This is a genomic window from Comamonas sp. 17RB (assembly GCF_030056555.1).
Taxonomy (GTDB): Bacteria; Pseudomonadota; Gammaproteobacteria; order Burkholderiales; family Burkholderiaceae_C; genus Comamonas; species Comamonas terrigena.
In genome coordinates, this window is record NZ_JASHHY010000011.1 from 59,400 (window position 1) to 78,833 (window position 19,434).

General features: G+C 65.2%; 16 protein-coding genes. 7 read left to right on the forward strand and 9 right to left on the reverse strand.

Annotated elements, in window-relative coordinates; genetic code table 11:
* From QM470_RS18920 to QM470_RS18930, 3 genes are all read left to right on the forward strand, one after another.
* On the forward strand, positions 1-1,542 hold the full coding sequence (locus tag QM470_RS18920; protein WP_283340343.1) for a methyl-accepting chemotaxis protein: 1,542 nt from the start codon (positions 1-3) through the stop codon (positions 1,540-1,542).
* A 37-nt stretch (positions 1,543-1,579) separates the two neighbouring features.
* Complete coding sequence (locus tag QM470_RS18925; protein ID WP_283340344.1) at positions 1,580-2,545, forward strand: tripartite tricarboxylate transporter substrate-binding protein; 966 nt, start codon at positions 1,580-1,582, stop codon at positions 2,543-2,545.
* A 122-nt stretch (positions 2,546-2,667) separates the two neighbouring features.
* On the forward strand, positions 2,668-4,107 hold the full coding sequence (locus tag QM470_RS18930) for an aldehyde dehydrogenase family protein (RefSeq protein ID WP_283340345.1): 1,440 nt from the start codon (positions 2,668-2,670) through the stop codon (positions 4,105-4,107).
* Between the two features lie 38 nt (positions 4,108-4,145).
* On the opposite strand, the gene QM470_RS18935 is transcribed toward QM470_RS18930, so the two are convergent.
* The 7 genes from QM470_RS18935 to trxB form a co-directional block, all read right to left on the reverse strand.
* A complete protein-coding gene (locus QM470_RS18935) occupies positions 4,146-5,345 on the reverse strand; it encodes a PepSY-associated TM helix domain-containing protein (RefSeq protein ID WP_283340346.1) in 1,200 nt (399 codons plus the stop codon).
* A complete protein-coding gene (locus tag QM470_RS18940; RefSeq protein ID WP_283340347.1) occupies positions 5,345-7,801 on the reverse strand; it encodes a TonB-dependent siderophore receptor in 2,457 nt (818 codons plus the stop codon). Before QM470_RS18940 ends, QM470_RS18935 begins: the two co-directional genes overlap by 1 nt.
* Positions 7,802-7,916: 115 nt before the next feature.
* The gene (locus tag QM470_RS18945) at positions 7,917-8,906 is read right to left on the reverse strand and encodes a FecR family protein (protein ID WP_283340348.1); all 990 of its coding nucleotides are present in this window, start codon (positions 8,904-8,906) and stop codon (positions 7,917-7,919) included.
* A 21-nt stretch (positions 8,907-8,927) separates the two neighbouring features.
* Positions 8,928-9,404 carry an RNA polymerase sigma factor gene (locus QM470_RS18950; RefSeq protein ID WP_283340349.1) on the reverse strand — a complete coding sequence of 159 codons (477 nt, stop codon included), beginning with the start codon at positions 9,402-9,404 and terminating at the stop codon, positions 8,928-8,930.
* Between the two features lie 383 nt (positions 9,405-9,787).
* Positions 9,788-9,958, reverse strand: a complete 171-nt coding sequence (gene rpmG / locus QM470_RS18955) for a 50S ribosomal protein L33 (protein ID WP_066539717.1) — start codon at positions 9,956-9,958, stop codon at positions 9,788-9,790.
* A 20-nt stretch (positions 9,959-9,978) separates the two neighbouring features.
* Positions 9,979-10,212, reverse strand: a complete 234-nt coding sequence (rpmB, locus tag QM470_RS18960) for a 50S ribosomal protein L28 (RefSeq protein WP_066539714.1) — start codon at positions 10,210-10,212, stop codon at positions 9,979-9,981.
* 400 nt (positions 10,213-10,612) lie between these two features.
* Positions 10,613-11,563 carry a thioredoxin-disulfide reductase gene (trxB, locus tag QM470_RS18965; protein ID WP_066539713.1) on the reverse strand — a complete coding sequence of 317 codons (951 nt, stop codon included), beginning with the start codon at positions 11,561-11,563 and terminating at the stop codon, positions 10,613-10,615.
* A 243-nt stretch (positions 11,564-11,806) separates the two neighbouring features.
* Here trxB and QM470_RS18970 point away from each other — a divergent pair, with 243 nt between their 5' ends.
* Both QM470_RS18970 and lolA read left to right on the forward strand, forming a co-directional pair.
* A complete protein-coding gene (locus QM470_RS18970) occupies positions 11,807-14,140 on the forward strand; it encodes a DNA translocase FtsK (RefSeq protein WP_283340350.1) in 2,334 nt (777 codons plus the stop codon).
* A gap of 48 nt (positions 14,141-14,188) precedes the next feature.
* Positions 14,189-14,821: an outer membrane lipoprotein periplasmic chaperone LolA gene (lolA, locus tag QM470_RS18975; RefSeq protein ID WP_283340351.1), complete on the forward strand. Its 633-nt coding sequence runs from the start codon at positions 14,189-14,191 to the stop codon at positions 14,819-14,821.
* Between the two features lie 242 nt (positions 14,822-15,063).
* On the opposite strand, the gene brnQ is transcribed toward lolA, so the two are convergent.
* Positions 15,064-16,383, reverse strand: a complete 1,320-nt coding sequence (gene brnQ / locus QM470_RS18980) for a branched-chain amino acid transport system II carrier protein (protein ID WP_283340352.1) — start codon at positions 16,381-16,383, stop codon at positions 15,064-15,066.
* A 313-nt stretch (positions 16,384-16,696) separates the two neighbouring features.
* Here brnQ and QM470_RS18985 point away from each other — a divergent pair, with 313 nt between their 5' ends.
* Entirely contained in the window at positions 16,697-18,121 is a 1,425-nt protein-coding gene (locus tag QM470_RS18985; RefSeq protein ID WP_283340353.1) for a replication-associated recombination protein A, read from the forward strand.
* Between the two features lie 129 nt (positions 18,122-18,250).
* Here the strand turns inward: QM470_RS18985 and QM470_RS18990 are convergent, their stop codons facing one another.
* On the reverse strand, positions 18,251-18,502 hold the full coding sequence (locus tag QM470_RS18990; RefSeq protein WP_283340354.1) for a hypothetical protein: 252 nt from the start codon (positions 18,500-18,502) through the stop codon (positions 18,251-18,253).
* Between QM470_RS18990 and QM470_RS18995 the strand changes: the two genes are divergently transcribed.
* Positions 18,503-19,432, forward strand: coding sequence for a branched-chain amino acid ABC transporter permease (locus QM470_RS18995; protein ID WP_066539696.1), 930 nt, complete (start codon positions 18,503-18,505; stop codon positions 19,430-19,432).
* Positions 19,433-19,434: the final 2 nt, after the last annotated feature.

Sequence of the window (19,434 nt, forward strand, 5' to 3'; positions counted from 1 at the left end):
ATGGGCATCGCGCAAAGACTCTATGGAGCGTCGTTGGGTCTGGCACTGGCACTTCTGGGTGCCGGTGCCTTCACCTGGTTCAGTCTCGGGCATGTTGCAGATCTGGTGCAACGTACCGAGGCGGTGCGGGTGGTGCAGCTCAAACGGGTGTCCGCGATTGAACTGGAGGTGACCCGCGTGCTGCTGCTGTTGAGGCACAGCATGCTGGCGCGCAATGCGCAGGAGCTGGAGCGCGCGGTGGCAGGCATTCGCGAAAAGCGCGGGCAGGTCTACCAAACCCTGAAGGCTTATGAAGGCAGCCTGGTGGATGCCGCGGAGCAAGGCAGCTTCACGTCCATAGTGCGGCTGATGGACACCTTCTTCGCGGTGGCCGAGCAGGACCTGACGCTGGTCGAGCAGGGGCGCAAGGACGACGCCTTTGCCTTTCTGGTGGACAAGACGGTCCCTGCACGCACCGAGCTGCTCAACGCGCTGCGCGATGCGGTCAAAAGCCAGGGGGAGGCGCTGCGGTCCGAGCTGGAGGTAGCGGCAGACGAGATCCACACCACCTTGCTGATTCTGGGAGGGCTGGTGATGGCGGCGATTGCCGGGCTGGCGCTGTTGTCCTGGCATGTGGCCAAGGTGCTGAAGCGGCGTATACAGGCCTCGTGTGCCGTGGCCGAGCAGGTCAGCCGTGGGGAGCTGACCGCGCACATCGTCGACCGCGAGCGCGACGAGTTCTCGCTGTTGCTGGCGGCGCTGGCCTCCATGCAGCATGCCCTGGTCAAGGTGGTCTCCGAAGTGCGGGAGCATTCGTGTGCGGTCGCCGATGCTGCCGGGGTGATCGTCCTGGGCAATCAGGAAATGAGCGTGTGCACAGGCCAGCAGGTGCAGGTGCTGCAGGTGGCCAGCGCGGGACTGCACCAGTTGGGCAAGGCGGCCCAGGAAAACTCCAGCAGTGCCTTGCAGGTGAGCGGTCTGGCGCAGCAAGCCTCTTCGGTGGCCAGTGCGGGCGGGGTGGCGGTCACCCAGGTGGTGCAGGCCATGCAGGGCATCCACAGCAGCTCCGGGCAAATTGCCGAGATCATTTCGGTGATCGACGGGATCGCGTTCCAGACCAATCTGCTGGCGCTGAATGCGGCCGTCGAGGCAGCACGGGCCGGAGAGCAGGGCCGAGGCTTTGCCGTGGTCGCAGCGGAAGTGCGGGCGCTGGCGCAGCGAAGCGCCGGGGCAGCCAAGGAGATCAAGGGCCTGATCGACGACAGCGTTCACCGCATCGCGCAAGGCAGCGAGCAGGTGCAGCAGGCGGGGCGGACCATGGAGGAGATCATGGGTGCGATCGAGCAGGTGTCGCGGCTGGTGGCGCAGATCAGTGCTGCCAGCGTCGCACAAAGCGATGGTCTGAAGCAGGTCATGCAGATGCTGGCGCAGGTGGACCAGGTCAGCAGCAGCAATGCCGCGATCGTGCAGACCAGCGAACAAACCTCGGATTCCCTGCGATCCCAGGCGGCCACCCTGGTGGCATCGGTCGCCACTTTCAGGTTGCCGGCACTGCTGACATAGCCCGGTCGTTCCGTTCATTCTTTCGGGAAATATCGTGATGCACACAAGACGAAAAGTTCTGTGCGCCGGCGCAGCCATGGCTGCGTTCTGGTGTGCGGCCGCACTGGGGCAGGCCTATCCCAGCAAGCCCATCCAGCTGGTGGTGGCCTTTGCGCCCGGTGGTGCGGGGGACATCGTGGCCAGGTTGGTGGCCAGGAAGATGGGTGAAGACCTGGGCCGGCCGGTCGTGATTGAAAACAGGCCCGTGCCCGTGGCGTCTGCCGCCCTGGTGGCCAGTGCCAAGCCGGACGGACACACCTTGCTGATGGCCGGTAGCGGGACCGCATTGACGTCGGCCTTGTTCAACAGGCTTCCCTATGACCTGGCGAAAGACTTCAGACACATCTCCACCTTGTCCTCGTTCGATCTGGTGCTGGTGGCGGGCAGGCAGCAGAAATTCCGGACCGTGGCGGATGTGATCGCCTTTGCCAAGGCACACCCTGGCCAGCTGGCGCTGGGCACGGCCCGGGTGGGCAGCACCCAGAATCTGGCGGGGGAGCTGTTCCGGTCCATGGCCGGGGTGGATGTGCTGATTGTTCCGTACAAGACCACGGGCGACCTGGTCAGTGCCGTACGTGCGGGGGACGTGCAGGTGGCACTGGAGATGCTGCCCGCGGTGCTGGGGCCGGTCCAGAACAGGACCATCCACCCGCTGGCGGTCACCGCGCTGAAGCGCTTTGCCCGGTTGCCCGATGTACCCACGGTTTCCGAAAGCGGCCTGCCCGGGTTCGAGGCGGCTTCCTGGAACGGTATCTCGGTGCCTGCAGCCACGCAGCCGCAGGTGGTGCAGCGCATTCACTCCGCCATCGCCAAGGCAGTGGCCGATCCCGGGCTGCAGCGGGAGCTGCTGGATCTGGGCTTTGTCGCGCAGGCCAGTACCCCGGAACAGATGGCGCAGCGCATGCAGGCCGACACCCGGAAGTGGGCCGATGTCATTGCCAAGGCGCGCATCCAGCGCCACTAGGACTTGAAAAAATGCCAGCGTTTGATTTTTTTGTGTAGGGGCAAGAAGCAGGCGGCTCTCTATTCTGATGACGGTACCTGCCGAAGGGTTGGCAGGCCAATCACAAGCAAAGAGTGGGAGCGATGTTCAAGAATTTCATCGGTGGAGACTGGCTGGAAGGCCAGCGTGTGTCGCGCAATATCAACCCCTCGGATACGCGCGATCTGGTGGGGGAATATGCGCAAGCCGACGTGGCCCAGGCACAGCATGCCATTGCGGCAGCGCAGGCGGCATTTGCGGGCTGGAGCCTGTCGACCCCCCAGCAACGCTTTGACATTCTGGATGCCGTCGGCACGGAAATACTGGCGCGACGCCAGGAACTGGGGGATCTGCTGGCGCGGGAGGAAGGCAAGACCCTGCCCGAGGCGATGGGCGAAGTGACCCGCGCGGGCCATATCTTTAAATTCTTTGCGGGTGAGGCCCTGCGCCCGACAGGAGAGCTGGTGCCTTCCGTGCGTGCCGGCGTGGGGGTGGAAATATCGCGCGAGCCTCTGGGCGTGATTGGCATCATCACCCCTTGGAACTTCCCCATGGCCATCCCTGCCTGGAAAATCGCCCCGGCACTGGCCTATGGCAATTGCGTGGTATTCAAGCCCGCCGACCTGGTGCCGGGCTCGGCATGGGCGCTGGCAGAAATCCTCTCCCGCGCCGGATTGCCGGCGGGCGTTTTCAATCTGGTGATGGGGCGGGGCTCGGAGGTGGGCGCCACCTTGCTGGACGACACCCGCGTCACGGCGATTTCGTTTACGGGTTCTGTCGCCACCGGCCACCGGGTGGCGGCATCCTGCGTGGCCCGCATGGCCAAGTTCCAGCTGGAAATGGGGGGCAAGAACCCGATGATCGTGCTGGACGATGCCGACCTGGATGTGGCGGTGAACTGCGCCATCAACAGCGGCTTCTTCTCGACCGGCCAGCGCTGCACCGCATCCTCGCGGCTGATCGTGACCGACGGCATCCACGATCGCTTTGTTGCCGCCATGGCGCAGCGCATGCAGACCCTCACCATCGATGATGCGCGCAAGGTCGGCACGGATATCGGCCCGGTGGTGGACCAGTCCCAATTGCGCCAGAACCTGGAATACGTGGCGATGGCCCGGGAAGAGGGAGGGCGTGTTGTGTGTGGCGGCGAGGCCATGGCGTTCAGCAAGGATGGTCAGCCCGGCTTTTACATGCGTCCGGCCTTGATTGCGGATACGGATGCAGCCATGCGCATCAACCGCGAAGAGGTCTTCGGTCCGGTGGTCAGCGTGCTGCGGGCCACCAACTACGAGCAAGCCCTGGCGCTGGCCAATGACACGCCTTTCGGTCTGGCAGCAGGCATTGCCACCCAGTCACTCAAGCACGCCACCCATTTCAAGCGCCACGCCCAGGCGGGTATGGTGATGGTGAACCTGCCCACCGCAGGCGTGGACTACCACGTGCCTTTTGGCGGCCGCAAAGGCTCCAGCTACGGCCCGCGTGAGCAGGGCCGGTACGCAGCGGAGTTCTTCACTTCGGTGAAAACCGCCTATACCCAGGCCTAGTGCCAGGTGGCAAGGCCTGGCATGAGGGGTGGCGGATGTCAGTGCTTGTGCCGCGCGCGCCGCTTGCGCAGCCAGATCAGCACGCCGGTGACGCTGAGAACTGCGACGCCCGCGCCGGCCAGGGTGATCGCCACCCGGTAGGCCAGCCCTCCCACCGAGGCCATGTGCAGATTGCTCATCCAGGTGATGAAGGTATCGCCCCTTGCCGCTCCGGTCGGGAACCAGGTGGCGACCAGAGTGCCGCTGTCGCCGTCCAGAAACAGCCGGGTGCTGCCGCCCTGGTCCTTGATGTCCAGGCTGCTGCGCACGTCGTAGCGGTACAGCCCTCGCGACGGGTCGTAGGCCAGAGAGCTTTCTGCCAGCACCGCGAAGCCGCGCAGCGCCGCTTGTTCCTGCATGAGCTCGCGTGCCCGCAGGTGGGCAGTTTGCCAGCCGAGCGCGGGCTGCCACAGCGGCTTGGCGCGCCGGGGCAGATCGGCCGTACCTGGTTGCTGCGTGCTGAAGGCCCGCACCATGGGGTCGTGCCATTGCGGCAGGTTGAGGGCGAAGCTGCTCCATGCCAGAACGAACAGGGCAGGCCACAGCCACAGGCCACCGGCACGGTGCAGGTCGAAGGTGGCGCGCCAGCGGCTGTGCATGTCCAGCTTCCAGGCGCGGGCCCAGCGCCCCAGCCAGGGGCGTTGGGCGTTCTTCGCGCTTGCCGGCAGCGTCAGGCAAAAGCCCACCACGCTATCGACCATCCACAGCAGCGACACTACGCCCAGCAGCCAGGTCCCGACCGCCCCCAGGGCCAGCGAGTAATGCAGGCGATAAAGAAAAGGCATCAGGTTGCGCCAAGTCTGGGTGATGTCTCCCCAGCGCCGCTCGCCCAGGATGCGGCCGCTGTAGGGGTCAACGAAGACCTGGTCGTTCTCCAACGGTGGCTTGCCCGGCAGCGGGCGCAGCAGAAACACCATGGCATGGCCGGGCTCCTGCGCCAGGGGTACACGCACGGCCAAGGCATGGGGATGGTGTGCCTGGACCACGTCGCGCAACGCCAGCGCGTCCATGGGTTGGGCGCTGGCGTTGGAGCCCGTGGTCCGAAGCCAGTGCGGGTTTAACGCCGCATCCAGCTCTGTGTTCCACACCAGGAGGCTACCGGTCAACCCAGCCACCACCAGGAAAGCCGCCAGCGCCAGGCCGGCGAGGCGGTGGGCGATGACCAGCCAGCCCCGCAGCGATGCGTTGTGCCGCGGCATCACCAGCGGTAGGTCAGATTGGCACTGGCCTGGCGCGCATCGCCGTAGCGGCAGATGGCGAACTCGCAGTAGGTGAATTTCTTGTTGGCGAGGTTGCTGACGTTAAGGCTGAAGTCCCAATGGGCGTCAATGCGGTAGCCCAGCATGGCGTCGATGAGCGTATAGGCCGGCATGGGTGTGGCGATGCCCGAGGCTTGGGTGGTACCCTTGTAGCGGGCCCCCGCGGCCAGGCGCAGCTGTGGCATGCCCCAGGCTGCGAAGTTGTAGTCCGCCCAGATCGCGGCCTGGTGGTAGGGCGTGTCCTCGCTGCGCTGGCCGATTTCGCTGGCGATGGTGCTGCGGGTGATCCGTGCATCGGTGTAGGCATACGATGCGATCACGCTGAGCGCGCGCGAGACTTCAGCCTTGGCTTCAAGCTCGAAGCCGCGTGCGCGCACCTGCCCTGTCTGGCGGTAGGTGTTCTGCCCCGCATCGAACTTCAGCACGTTGTCCTGCACCAGCTCGTACACGGCAGCGCTCAGCAGCATGCGGCTGCCATCGGGCTGGTAGCGCACCCCTGCCTCGTACTGCTTGCCCTTGGTGGGCCGGAAGGTCTGGCCGGACACTTCGGACACCGAAACCGGGAAGAAGGATTCGCTGTAGCTCAGGTACGGAGCCAGTCCGTTGGACGCCTTGTAGACCACGCCAGTCCGCCAGGTGGTGGCCTCGTCCTTCTGCACGGCATTGCTGCCGTCCCGGTGTGCGGTCTGGTCCTGCTGTGCCCAATCGCGGCGCAGGCCGCCCAGGATGGTCCAGCGGTCTCCCAGGTGGAGCTGGTCTTGCACGTACAGGCCGGTTTGCGTGGTCTTCAGGCGCGAGCCGCGGTTCAGCGCCGGATCGCGATTGACCACCACCGGCTGGCCATACTGGTAGCTGCCGAGATTCAGCGAAGCAGTGTTGGCGCGGAAGTTCTGCGAGTCATAGTCCATGCGGTAGACGTCCAGACCTGCCAGCAGCGTGTGCTCTGCCCCCAGCAGCTTGCCGTTCCATTCCACCCGGGTGTCGGAGGCCAGTCCCTTGGCATGTTCCTGCCGGTCGCTGTACTGGCGACGCAGCACCCCTGTGGAGGCTGCGGCGGCAATGGCCGCCGCGCCGGTCTGTGCCTGCAGGTAGTTCCAGGTCACCTTGGATTCGAAGTAACGCAGGCTGTGGTGCAGGCGCGTGCTGGCGTTCAGCGCGTGCTTGAGTTCATAGCCCAGCGTGAACATCTCCCCTTTCATCTTGTCGTAGTTCGGCTCGCCAATGAAGTCGCCACGGCCGATGGTGTAGGGGCCGCTGCCTACGCCTTCGACCAGCTGGTAGGGCAGGGGGGCAGAGAAGCGGGTGTCGGTCTTCTGGTAGAAGGACAGCAGGGTGAGCGAGGTATCGGCGCTGGGTCGCCAGGTGAGGGCGGGCGCAATGTACAGCTTGTCGTCCGGAATGTAGCGATCTGCCGTGTTGCTGTCGCGCCCCAGCATGGTCAGCCGGTAGTCCAGCGTGTCGCTGCCGGGCACGGGGCCGCTGAAGTCTGCCGTGAGCTGGCGGCGGTCGTGGTTGCCCAGTTGCAGGCCCAGCTCGCGGATGGGCTCGGACGTGGGGCGTTTGCTGACGGCGTTGACCACGCCACCGGGGGACAGCTGTCCATACAGCACCGAAGCGGCACCGCGCAGCACTTCCACACGTTCCAGTCCATAGGGCTCCTGGATGCCATCGTAGGAATTGCTTTGCAGCCGCAGTCCGTCACGCATGGAGCCGCTGTTGGCCGACTCCACATCGATGCCGCGGATGCGAAAACGGTCGGCCGTGCGGTTGAAACTGGTGGGCTGGCTGGTGAAGCCCGGGGTGTAGTTCAGCGCCTGGGACAGGGTCTCGGCCTGGCGGCTGCGCAGCTCATCGCTGGTCACCACCGACACTGACTGCGGAGTGTCAATGATGGCGGTATCCGTCTTGCTGCCTGCCGTGGCGCGCCGCGCCACATAGCCCGACAGGGGGCCGATCGCTGTTTCCGCGTCCATGGCGGCGGTGACTGTCACCGCGGGCAGTGCCGACATGCCCTGGCCTGCAGGTGGCTGAGGGCGGATGGAGATGGTGGTCGGTCCGCTGCGCACCGCCACCAGGCCGCTGCCGGCCAGGGCGCGGTCCATGGCCTGCTGCAGGCTGAGGCCGCCAGGAATCTCCGGTGCGGACTTACCCTGCAGCAGCGCGGCATCGGCGCCAATGGCAATGCCGGTCTGCCGGGAGAGGGCATGGAGTGTCTGTGCCAGCGACTGGGCGGGGACGGACGTCTGCACTCGCTGCTCGTTGCCGGGTGTCTGGGCCTGGGCGCCGGGCGTGATGCCGACCATGGCCAATGTGGCTGCGCAGGCCAGGGCGGCATGCGCCAGCGGCGACAGGGCAAACGCACGTGCAGCGGGTGCTGTCTGGAGATTTCGGTTCATGAGAAGGTGCTTCCGTTGGAGGGGTTCCAGCAGAAGACCAACAAGAGCCTTCAACCCTGACAAAAAATCTGGGACTAATTTGTAACAGTGCGGCGTGGGGCTGGTCGCGCTTGTCTCAACGCAATTCCACGGTCATATCGCCCGCAGCGTTGTGCTGCAAGCGCACCGGCAGCATGTCGGGCAACCCTGCCAGAAAGGCCTGTGGCTGGCGCAACGGAAAGCTTCCCGACAGCCGCAGCTGCCGCAGGCGCGGGTGGCTGCCCAAGCGCAATGGGCGTGACAGGTAGTCGTTCCATTGGTCCAGGACCTGGTCCAGCGGGGTGTTGTTGAAGACCAGCCAACCATTGCGCCAGGCGGCCACGCTGTCGGCTGGCACCTGCGCGCGCGGTCCCAGACCGCTCTGGTCTGCTTCCACGGCCTCTCCTGCCGTCAGCGTGATGGGGGCGGGGCCCATTTCGGTCGGGGTCCCCGCCCGGTCGGCTGGCCACACGGCGACCCGGCCTTCGGCCACCTCCACGCGCATCTGGCCGGTGCGGGCGCTGACGCTGAACACCGTGCCCAGCACGCGCACGTAGCCCCATGCGGTGGCCACCGTGAAGGGGCGGTCCACGTCCTGGGCTACACGGAATCGCATTTCGCCTTTTTCCAGCTGGACCTCGCGCCGGTCGCGGTACATCACGATGCGCGCACGGGTGTGCGGCGCGAGGCTGACTTCCGAGCCATCGGGTAGCGGCATGTCACGTTGCTGTGCATGTTCGGTGTGCAGCGCCAGTTCGAAGACAGGCTGTTGCCAGTACCAACGTCCCCCTCCCCACAGCATGGCTGTCAGCCCCCCCAGTCCCAGCAGCCCCAGCGTGTTGCGCCTGGCGCGCTGCGGATCATGGCGCTGCGGTGCCGGAACGCTCGACTGCAGAAAGCTGCCGTCGGTGCTGGCCCACAGGTGCTCTGCTGTCTCCAGCGCGGCGCGGCATTCCGGGGAGCCGGTGCGCCAGCGCTCCAGCTCCTGCCCGGCCGCCATGGCCGAGGCCGGGTCCCCCCGGTGGGTGCGGCCCACCAGCAGCAAGGCGGTTTCCACCAGTTTGCGAGGAGGTTCAGAGGATGCCATGGTGTGGGTTCGCTTCCATCGTCAGGCGCGTGAGGGCGCATGGGCCGCGCAGTCCAGGATGCCCCGCATGACGTGGCGTTCGATATTCGTTTCGGTCATGCCGAGATGTTCGCCGGCTTCGCGGTAGCTGTAGCCATAGATGCGTACCAGGATGAACACATCGCGCCGTTTGCGTGGCATGGCTTCCAGCCGTTGGAGAAACAGGTTCAGATGCTCGCGGGCCATGGCCGTGCTTTCGGCGGAAGGCGCACTTGTGGGCGCGACCAGGCGCAACGCATCCAGTACCCGCTGCTCGGCCTGCCGCCGGGTCGCACCGCTGGCCGCCAGGTTGCGTGCCGTCTGGTACAGCAGGGCACGGGCATCTCGCACCGTTCCGCCTGCGCGTTGCAAGGCATAGATGCGGGTGTAGGTGCTTTGCACCAAGTCGGCGGCCACATCACGGTCGCCTGCGCTGCGTGTGAAATACCGCAGCAGTTCTCTGTAGTAGCGCTCGGGCACAGGGACACCTCAGCCGGATGACAAAAGAGAACTCCTGGCTTGGCTGAGATCGTTGCGACAGACCTGTTGCTGGGGAGGAGAGAGCCGGGATTGTAACGAGCTTGTAAACGCCGGATGCCGGCGCAGGTGTTCCGGGTGGCAGGGGCTGCGGCGTCCGGGGTTCACCTGGAAAAGGGCACGACGGCTGGCCATCAGGCCCACGCAACAGGTCCGGAACCTGTGCGATCCCTGCGTGGGAGGGCCCAGGCCCGCCCGGCACCTGAAAGCTACCCAGCCGGGAATGGTTGGCACAAAAAAAAGGACACCGAAGTGTCCTTTTTTGCTGATGTGGTGGTGTGACCTCGAGAAAAGCCCAAGAGCTGTTCCTGTGGTCCCAGCGACACTTACTTCAGCTTGGTTTCCTTGTACTCGACGTGCTTGCGAGCCTTGGGGTCGAACTTCATGATCGACATCTTTTCAGGCATCGTCTTCTTGTTCTTGGTGGTGGTGTAGAAGTGACCGGTGCCAGCCGTAGATGCCAGCTTGATCTTGTCGCGTCCGCCTTTAGCAGCCATGGTGTTTCTCCTTCAGGAAATTAAGCTTGGCCACGGGCGCGCATGTCTGCGAGCACGGAGTCGATACCGTTCTTGTCGATCAGGCGCAGAGCAGCGCTGGAGACGCGCAGACGCACCCAACGGTTCTCGGTTTCCACCCAGAAACGACGGTACTGCAGGTTGGGCAGGAAACGACGCTTGGTCTTGTTGTTGGCGTGGGAAACGTTGTTGCCCACCATGGGCTTCTTGCCCGTAACTTCACATACGCGTGCCATTGGGACACTCCGATAGTTGAATCGGCTGCCGGCTCTGAGGTCCTGCAACTGCAGGTTGTGCCGACAACCTCACCTCGCCAGTTTGTAATGGGTGGCGGTAACCCGTTTGCTATCCATGTCCCAGTCTGTAGTTACAGAAGTCCCATATCCAGCAAAGCCAGGGATTATAGCCAGGAACTGGAAAAGCCCTGGGGCGCGGCCTGGAATCCCCCGGGGAGACGCTGCACCTGCACCCCGCTGGCCGTGCCGTCGAAGGAGGACTCCAGCGCGGCGGGGCGCTCACCGTGCAGGGCCCGGGCCAGGGCGGTGCGGCTTTCGAGCCGGCTGGCGCGGGCTGGATGCGGGGCTGTGAAAACGATCCGGAGCGGGAGGCGCGGACACTGCGCCTCCCTGGGAGGGCTTATTCCTGTTCCAGGAAACGCTGGGCGTCCAGGGCCGCCATGCAGCCGGTGCCGGCGCTGGTGATGGCCTGGCGGTACACATGGTCCTGGCAGTCGCCAGCGGCAAACACGCCGGGCACGCTGGTCTGGGTGGCAAAGCCTTTGAGGCCGCCCTGGGTGACGATGTAGCCGTTTTCCATTTCCAGCTGGCCCTGGAAGATGTCGGTGTTGGGGTGGTGGCCAATGGCAATGAAGGCGCCTTGCAGGGCGATGTCTTCGGTGTGGCCGTCCGTCGTGCTCTTGATGCGGATGCCGTTCACGCCCGACTGGTCGCCCAGCACTTCATCCAGGGTGAAGTGGGTCTTGAGCTCGATCTTGCCTTCCTTGACCTTGTCCATCAGCTTGTCCACCAGAATGGGCTCGGCCTTGAACTTGTCGCGGCGGTGCACCAGGGTGACCTTGCTGGCGATGTTGGACAGGTACAGCGCTTCTTCCACGGCGGTGTTGCCGCCGCCGATCACGCACACGGGCTGCTCACGGTAGAAGAAACCGTCGCAGGTGGCGCAGGCCGACACGCCGCGGCCCATGAAAGCCTCTTCCGAGGGCAGGCCCAGGTACTTGGCGGAGGCGCCGGTGGCGATGATCAGGCTGTCGCAGGTGTAGGTGCCGCTGTCGCCGGTCAGGGTGAAGGGGCGCTTGCTGAAATCGACCTTGCTGATGTGGTCGAACACGATCTGGGTCTTGAAGCGCTCGGCGTGCTCCAGAAAACGCTGCATCAGCTCGGGACCTTGCACACCCATCACGTCGGCAGGCCAGTTGTCCACTTCGGTGGTGGTCATCAGCTGGCCGCCCTGGGCCATGCCGGTCACCAGCAGCGGCTTGAGGTTGGCGCGGGCGGCGTAGACGGCGGCCGTATAGCCGGCGGGGCCGGAACCGAGAATCAGGACTTGGGCGTGTGTCGGAGTGGTCATGTGCGCAATCAATCAGCGGGCCGCGCGCAGGCGCTGCCCCTTGGAACCCGGGTCCACCACTACCAAGGTGCTGGACCGGAACAAGCAAGCATTGTAGAAAGCGCAAGAGCCCTGTGCCGAATCGGGCTGTTGCTGCATGCATTGCCTGATGCAGTGCAAGTTTTGTTGCAACTGTTTGCATTTGCCCGGCGACCGGAACCCTGGGGGAGCCGGGAGCGCTGCGGTAAGCTACCCGCCTTGCGTATGACTTATTCACTGAATGCCTTGAACACCGCGTCTGCAAAAGTCCCGCCCAAAGCGGGCATTGTTCGTTTCGGACACGAGGTGTGCCTGGTGGTGGCGTTGCTGGCGCTGATCTTCTGGCTGCTGGCACTGTGCACCTACTCTCCCCAAGATGCGGCCTGGTCCACCAGCGGCCTGGCCAACGGCGTGGTCGTGCGCAACTGGGCGGGGCGTTTCGGGGCCTGGCTGGCCGATACCTCGTACTTCGGTTTTGGCTATTCCGTCTGGTGGGCGGTACTGGCGGCGGTGTTCGCCTGGGGCCGTTCGCTGCGCCGCTGGATGCGTGGTGAAACGCTGGAAGGCCATGCCTGGCGCGACAACCTCACGTTCTGGGGCGGGCTGCTGCTGTTGCTGGCAGCCAGCACGGCGCTGGAATGGTCGCGCCTGTACCGGCTGGAAACCCATCTGCCCGGCCATGCCGGCGGCGTGATGGGCTATCTGCTGGGCAAGGCCGGTGTGGGCTGGTTCGGCTTCACCGGCTCCGGGCTGCTGGGCATCATGCTGATGATCCTGGGTCTGGGACTGGTGTTCCACTTCTCGTGGGGCACGGTGGCCGAGACCCTGGGCGCGCGCATCGACACCCTGGTGCGCATTGGCCAGCAGCACCGCGAAAAGGTCAAGGATGTGGCGGTCGGCCGCAAGGCCGCACAGGAGCGCCGGGACGTGCTGGACGACGTGCACCTGGGCGCCGAAGAGGCCTACCAGCCCAAGCCGGTGCAGATCAACACCCCGGCAGCGCCGCCGGTGGTGCCCAGCGAGCGGGTCATCAAGGAACGCCAGAAACCCTTGTTCGAGGACAAGGAGATGGCCGACAGCGCCTTGCCGCAGGTGGACCTGCTGGACGCCGCGCCGGCCAAGCAGGAAACCGTGTCCGCCGACACGCTGGAGATGACCAGCCGCCTGATCGAGAAAAAGCTCAAGGACTTCGGCGTGGAAGTGCATGTGGTGCAGGCCACGCCCGGCCCGGTGGTCACGCGCTACGAGATCGAGCCCGCCACCGGCGTGAAGGGTTCGCAGGTGGTGAACCTGGCCAAGGATCTGGCGCGCTCGCTGTCGCTGGTGTCGGTGCGGGTGATCGAAACCATTCCGGGCAAGAACTACATGGCGCTGGAGCTGCCCAATGCGCGGCGCCAGTCGATCCGGCTGTCGGAAGTGCTGGGCTCGCAGGTCTACCACGACGCCAAGAGCCTGCTGACCATGGGCCTGGGCAAGGACATCGAAGGCAAGCCTGTGGTGGCCGACCTGGCCAAGATGCCCCATGTGCTGGTGGCCGGTACTACCGGCTCGGGCAAGTCGGTGGGTATCAACGCCATGATCCTGTCCCTGGTCTACAAGGCCGAGGCCAAGGACGTGCGCCTGTTGATGATCGACCCCAAGATGCTGGAAATGTCGGTCTACGAAGGCATTCCCCACCTGCTGTGCCCGGTGGTGACCGACATGAAGATGGCGGCCAACGGCCTGAACTGGTGCGTGGCCGAGATGGAGCGCCGCTACAAGCTGATGTCCAAGCTGGGGGTGCGTAATCTGGCAGGCTACAACACCAAGATCGATGACGCCAAGAGCAAGGGCGAGATCATTGGCAACCCGTTCAGTCTGACGCCGGAATCGCCCGAGCCCTTGCAGCGCCTGCCGCACATCGTCATCGTGATCGACGAACTGGCCGACCTGATGATGGTGGTGGGCAAGAAGATCGAAGAGTTGATTGCCCGCCTGGCGCAAAAGGCACGTGCCGCCGGCATCCACCTGATTCTGGCCACCCAGCGCCCCAGCGTGGACGTGATCACCGGCCTGATCAAGGCCAATATCCCGACGCGTATCGCTTTCCAGGTCTCCAGCAAGATCGACAGCCGTACCGTGCTGGACCAGATGGGCGCCGAGTCGCTGCTGGGTATGGGCGACATGCTTTACATGGCCAGCGGTACCGGTCTGCCCATCCGCGTGCACGGTGCGTTCGTCTCGGACGATGAGGTGCACCGCGTGGTCTCCTACCTGAAGGAGCAGGGCGAGCCCGACTACATCGACGGGGTGCTGGAGTCTTCGCTGTCCGATGAAGGCGGCGGGGGCGACGGAGAAGGTGGCGGCGATGGCGAGCAGGATCCCATGTACGACCAGGCCGTCGAGATTGTGCTGAAAGACCGCAAGGCCAGCATTTCCTATGTGCAGCGCAAGCTGCGCATCGGCTACAACCGGTCGGCCAATCTGCTGGAGCAGATGGAGCGGGCCGGTCTGGTCAGCTCCCTCACATCCAGCGGCCAGCGTGAAGTGCTGGTGCCGGCTGGCCGTGGGGACGAATGAGGGCGGCTGCCGTTGGCCGCCCCTGAGATTGCGACAAGGAGTTCGCGCATGCGAAAGATGATTTCCGCCCTGGCACTGTCGGTGCTGCCACTGTGGGCCCTGGCCGATGGCATGGGCAGCCTGGAATCCTTCATGAAGGAATCCCAGGCGGGCAAGGCTCAGTTCACCCAGACGGTCACCTCCCCGGGGCGGGACGGCCAGCCCGGCCGCACCAAGACCAGCAGTGGCGAGTTCCAGTTCCAGCGCCCAGGGAAGTTCAGCTTCCACTACATCAAGCCGTTCGAGCAGGTGATCGTGGCCGATGGCAAGACGCTGTGGATGCTGGACAAGGATCTGAACCAGGTCACGCAGCGTCCGCAAAGCCAGGCGCTGGCCAGCACGCCGGCGGCCATCCTGGCCTCGGCCACCGATCTGAATGGCCTGCGCAAGGATTTCAACCTGGGCAACGCCCCCGATGCCGACGGCATGGAATGGGTGCAGGCCGAACCGCGTTCCAGCGACAACCAGCTGCGCCAGGTGCGCGTGGGCTTTGCCGGCGGCAAGCTGGCGGCACTGGACATTGTGGACAGCTTTGGCCAGCGTTCGCTGATCCGCTTCAGCCAGTTGCAGCTGCTGCCTTCGCTGCCGGCATCCACATTCCACTTCACCCCGCCGGCCGGGGCGGACGTGCTCAAGCAGTAACGGCGTTCCACGCCGGCGTATGCCGGGAGGTGTACCGCGCGAACATTGCGCCTGAAATTTCGGTGTGAGCGCGCGCTTTTGATCTGTGTTCCAGCTGAAGAAGATCATGCTGAGTGGCGTGCTGCATGCAAGGTTGCCATGCAGTCCACCGCAGCCTGCAGGCATGCTGAAAGAGACTCCCAGCAAAAAGGGCGCACCCCGCAAGAGGTGCGCCCTTTGGCATGGTGCGGCGGAAAAGCCGCTCAGGCCTGTGCCGGGTGGCTGCGGGCGGGCAGCAGACGGTCGGCGGTGGCGGCCAGCAGCAGCATGGCCAGCACCGGGGTCAGCCAAGCCATGCCCATGGCAGCTCCGGGCAGGGTGGTGATCCACGCGGGCAGCTCCATCAGACCCACGGCCTTGGCTCCGTCCAGCAGGCCCAGCAGCAGGGCCACGGCCATCACCGGGGCGTAGACGCGGCGGGCATGCTTCCAGCAGCCCGACAGCAGGCTCAGCGCCACCAGGGCGATCGCCACCGGGTAGACTGTCACCAGCACCGGCACAGCCACGGCGATCAGCTGTTCCAGGCCCTGGTTGGCCACCACGGCGCTGAACACGCACAGCGCAGTCACCACCGTGCGGTAGGAAAACGGCAGCAACTGGCTGAAATAGCTGCCGCAGGCGCTGACCAGGCCCACGCCGGTGGTCAGGCAGGCCAGCAGAATCACCACAGCCAGCAGCACCATGCCCGCGGCGCCAAAGGTGTGCTGCACGTAGGTGGTGAGGATCTGCACGCCGGTGGAGGCGCTTTGCACCAGGCCGCCGCTGGTGGCGCCCAGGTAGATCAGCGACACATAGACCAGGCCCAGGCCGGTGGCCGCGATGACGGCGGCAATGATGGTGTAGCGGGTGTGCAGGCGGGTGTCGGTGATGCCGCTGTCCTTGATGGCGTTGACGATGACGATGCCGAACACCAGCGCGGCCAGTGCGTCCATGGTCTGGTAGCCCTGCACAAAGCCCTGGCCCAGGGCCAGGCTGCTGCTCTGGTAATCGGGCAGGCTGGCTGACAAGGTACCGGCGGGCAGCAAGAAGGCGGCGCCCCCCAGCACCACCAGGGCCAGGATCAGCACCGGGGTGATCAGCTTGCCGATGGTGTCCACCAGCTTGCCGGGGAACAGGGCCAGCAGCAGGGTCAGGCCAAAGTACAGCACGGTGTAGGCCCCCAGCGCCAGGGGACTGTTGCCCACGAACGGCGCCACGCCCAGCTCGAACGACACGGTGGCCGTGCGCGGCGTGGCAAACAGCGGGCCGATGGTCAGGTACACGGCGGCGCCCAGCAGCACGCCAGCCACCTTGCCGATGGGGGCGGTGATGGTCTGCAGGCCGCCGCCCACGCGGGCCAGTGCCACCACGGTGACCAGCGGCAGGCCCACGCCGGTGAGCAGAAAGCCCGCGGCGGCGCTCCACAGGTGTTCACCTGCGGCCAGACCGACGATGGGGGGGAAGATGATGTTGCCTGCGCCCAGAAACAGCGCAAACGTCATGAAGCCGAGGGCCATCAGGTCCCGCGTCTTGAGTGTTGTCATACCAAAAGCCCTGCACCCCGGCAGCGCAAGCGCGCCCGGGGATGCGTTGAAAACATTGCAAACCAAACGAAAGCGGGGATTCGGTAGAGTGCATTGGCACTGGCCGGCGGTAGGCCGGTCGCAGGCTGCACGTTGCCAGGCACTGGGTGGCAGCAGGCGGCAACCGAATCGGGCAGGGCAGGGGCCGTTAAGCTTGTGGCTGACGGGCCAGAAGGCGCTGCTGTTCCATCCGCGTGAGGGGTGACCTCGCAAATGGAGAGCATGTGTCCGCTGAAACCCTATTTTGCCTGATGTGAACTTCTGATATATGGCTATGCCCCGTAACCCTGCCACAACCACTGATTTGTTTGGCGCCCCTGCGGTCGGTGCCGCCGGTGGCGCAGCGGCCCTGCCCGCCCACCAGCCGCTGGCCGAGCGCCTGCGCCCGCATACGCTGGGCGAGGTGGTGGGCCAGCAGCAGGTGCTGGGCGAAGGCATGCCGCTGCGGCTGGCGTTCGAATCCGGCCGGCCGCACAGCTGCATCCTGTGGGGTCCCCCGGGGGTGGGCAAGACCACCATTGCCCGGCTGATGGCCGATGCGTTCGATGCCCAGTTCATCTCCATCAGCGCCGTGCTGGGCGGGGTCAAGGACATCCGCGAGGCCGTGGAAAAAGCCCAGATGGCGCGGGACAGCCTGCTGCAGCAGCGCACCATCGTGTTCGTGGACGAGGTGCACCGCTTCAACAAAAGCCAGCAGGATGCCTTCCTGCCGCATGTGGAAAGCGGGCTGTTCACCTTCATCGGCGCCACCACCGAGAACCCTTCGTTCGAGGTGAACTCCGCCCTGCTGTCGCGCGCGGCCGTCTATGTGCTGCAGAGTCTGACGGCCGAGGATTTGCAGCGCATCGTGGCCAAGGCGCAGGCTCTGGGCGCCGTGCCGCCTATCGAGGACGATGCGCTGGAGCGCCTGATTGCCTATGCCGACGGCGATGCGCGGCGCCTGCTGAACACGCTGGAGACGCTGTCCATCACGGCCGAGCAGGCGAAGGTGGAGGTGATCACCGATGTCTGGCTGCTGCAGGTGCTGGGCGAGCGCATGCGCCGCTACGACAAGGGGGGCGAGCAGTTCTACGACACCATCAGTGCGCTGCACAAGTCGGTGCGCGGCTCCGACCCGGATGCGGCGCTGTACTGGCTGGTGCGCATGCTCGACGGCGGCGCGGACCCGCGCTACATGGCGCGGCGGCTGATCCGCATGGCCTGGGAAGACATCGGCCTGGCCGATCCGCGTGCCATGCAGATCACCAATGAGGCGGCGCAGACCTATGAGCGGCTGGGCAGCCCCGAGGGCGAGCTGGCGCTGGCCCAGGCCGTGCTCTATCTGGCCGTGGCCCCCAAGAGCAATGCCGGCTACAACGCCTACAACCAGATGCGTGCGCTGGTGAAAAGCGACAGCACCCGTCCGGTGCCCATGCACCTGCGCAACGCCCCGACCCGGATGATGAAGGACATGGACTGGGGCAAGGGCTACCGCTACGCCCACGACGAGGAGGGCGCGTTTGCCGCCGGCGAGCGCTATTTTCCCGATGGCATGGACGAGCAGCGCCTGTACCAGCCCGTGCCGCGCGGCCTGGAGATCAAGATCGGCGACAAGCTGGCCCAGCTGCGCGCGCTGAATGCGGCGGCCCGGGAGGCGGCAGAACCCGGTACGGACCCGCAACCGTCTGCGCCAGGCGACACAGGGTCTGCCCCAGGCTGACAGGCGGCTGAAGACTTGGTGCCTGCGGGTTGTCCCTGAGCCCGCGTGTGGTGCGTAGGTGTGCACGCTGCTGGTGCAGTGTGTATTGATGCGTGGCAGGCATTAATTGCTGCGAAGCAGCAAACACTTTCATTGCATGCTGTGCATGGATGGACGGCCTTGCACGGCTGCTGCTCCAGCGCGGCGGTGCACCGCAATGGCAAGGGTAACCCCCATTTTGGGGAGCTGACCAAGTCCATAACGTGCTGCCATTGCTTTTTCCGGCCGCCCGCCCGAAATCTTTCTGGCGGGTTTTTTGCTACTGGAAAAAGGCGTGCGCGGGGCTGGGTGGACCAACGGGTGGTTTGTCTGGAAACCTGCCACCTTGAAGGGAAGCGACATATGGATATCTTGCTGCAGCAGATCATCAATGGTCTGGTCCTCGGCAGCATGTACGCCTTGATAGCCCTGGGCTACACCATGGTGTACGGCATCATTCAGCTCATCAACTTTGCCCACGGCGAAGTGCTGATGGTGGGCGCGTTGACGAGTTGGAGTTGTATCGGCCTGATGCAGGAGGCCATGCCCGGCGCACCGGGCTGGGTGATCCTGCTGCTGGCCACGGTCATCGCCTGCGTGGTGGCGGCCTGCCTGAACTTTTGCATCGAAAAGATCGCTTACCGCCCGCTGCGCAACAGCCCGCGCCTGGCGCCGCTGATCACCGCCATCGGTGTGTCCATCCTGCTGCAGGCCCTGGCCATGATCATCTGGAAGCCCAATCCCAAGGCCTACCCGGTGCTGCTGTCGCCCGATCCCTATGAGATCGCCGGTGCGGTGATCACGCCCACGCAGATCCTGATCCTGGCCGTGACGGCCGTGTCCCTGGCCACGCTGGTCTACCTGGTCAACTACACCCGCCTGGGCCGCGCCATGCGTGCCACGGCCGAGAACCCGCGCGTCGCCGCCCTGATGGGCGTGCGCCCGGACATGGTGATTTCCGCCACCTTCATCATCGGTGCGGTGCTGGCGGCCATCGCCGGCATCATGTGGGCCTCCAACTACGGCACGGTGCAGCACACCATGGGCTTCCTGCCCGGTCTGAAGGCCTTCACGGCGGCCGTGTTCGGCGGTATCGGCAACTTGGCCGGCGCCGTGATCGGCGGCATCCTGCTGGGCCTGATCGAATCCATCGGCTCTGGCTACATCGGCCAGCTCACCGGCGGTGTGCTGGGCAGCCACTACACCGACATTTTTGCGTTCATCGTGCTGATCATCATTCTGACCCTGCGCCCCTCGGGCCTGATGGGTGAGCGTGTGGCGGACCGCGCATAAGA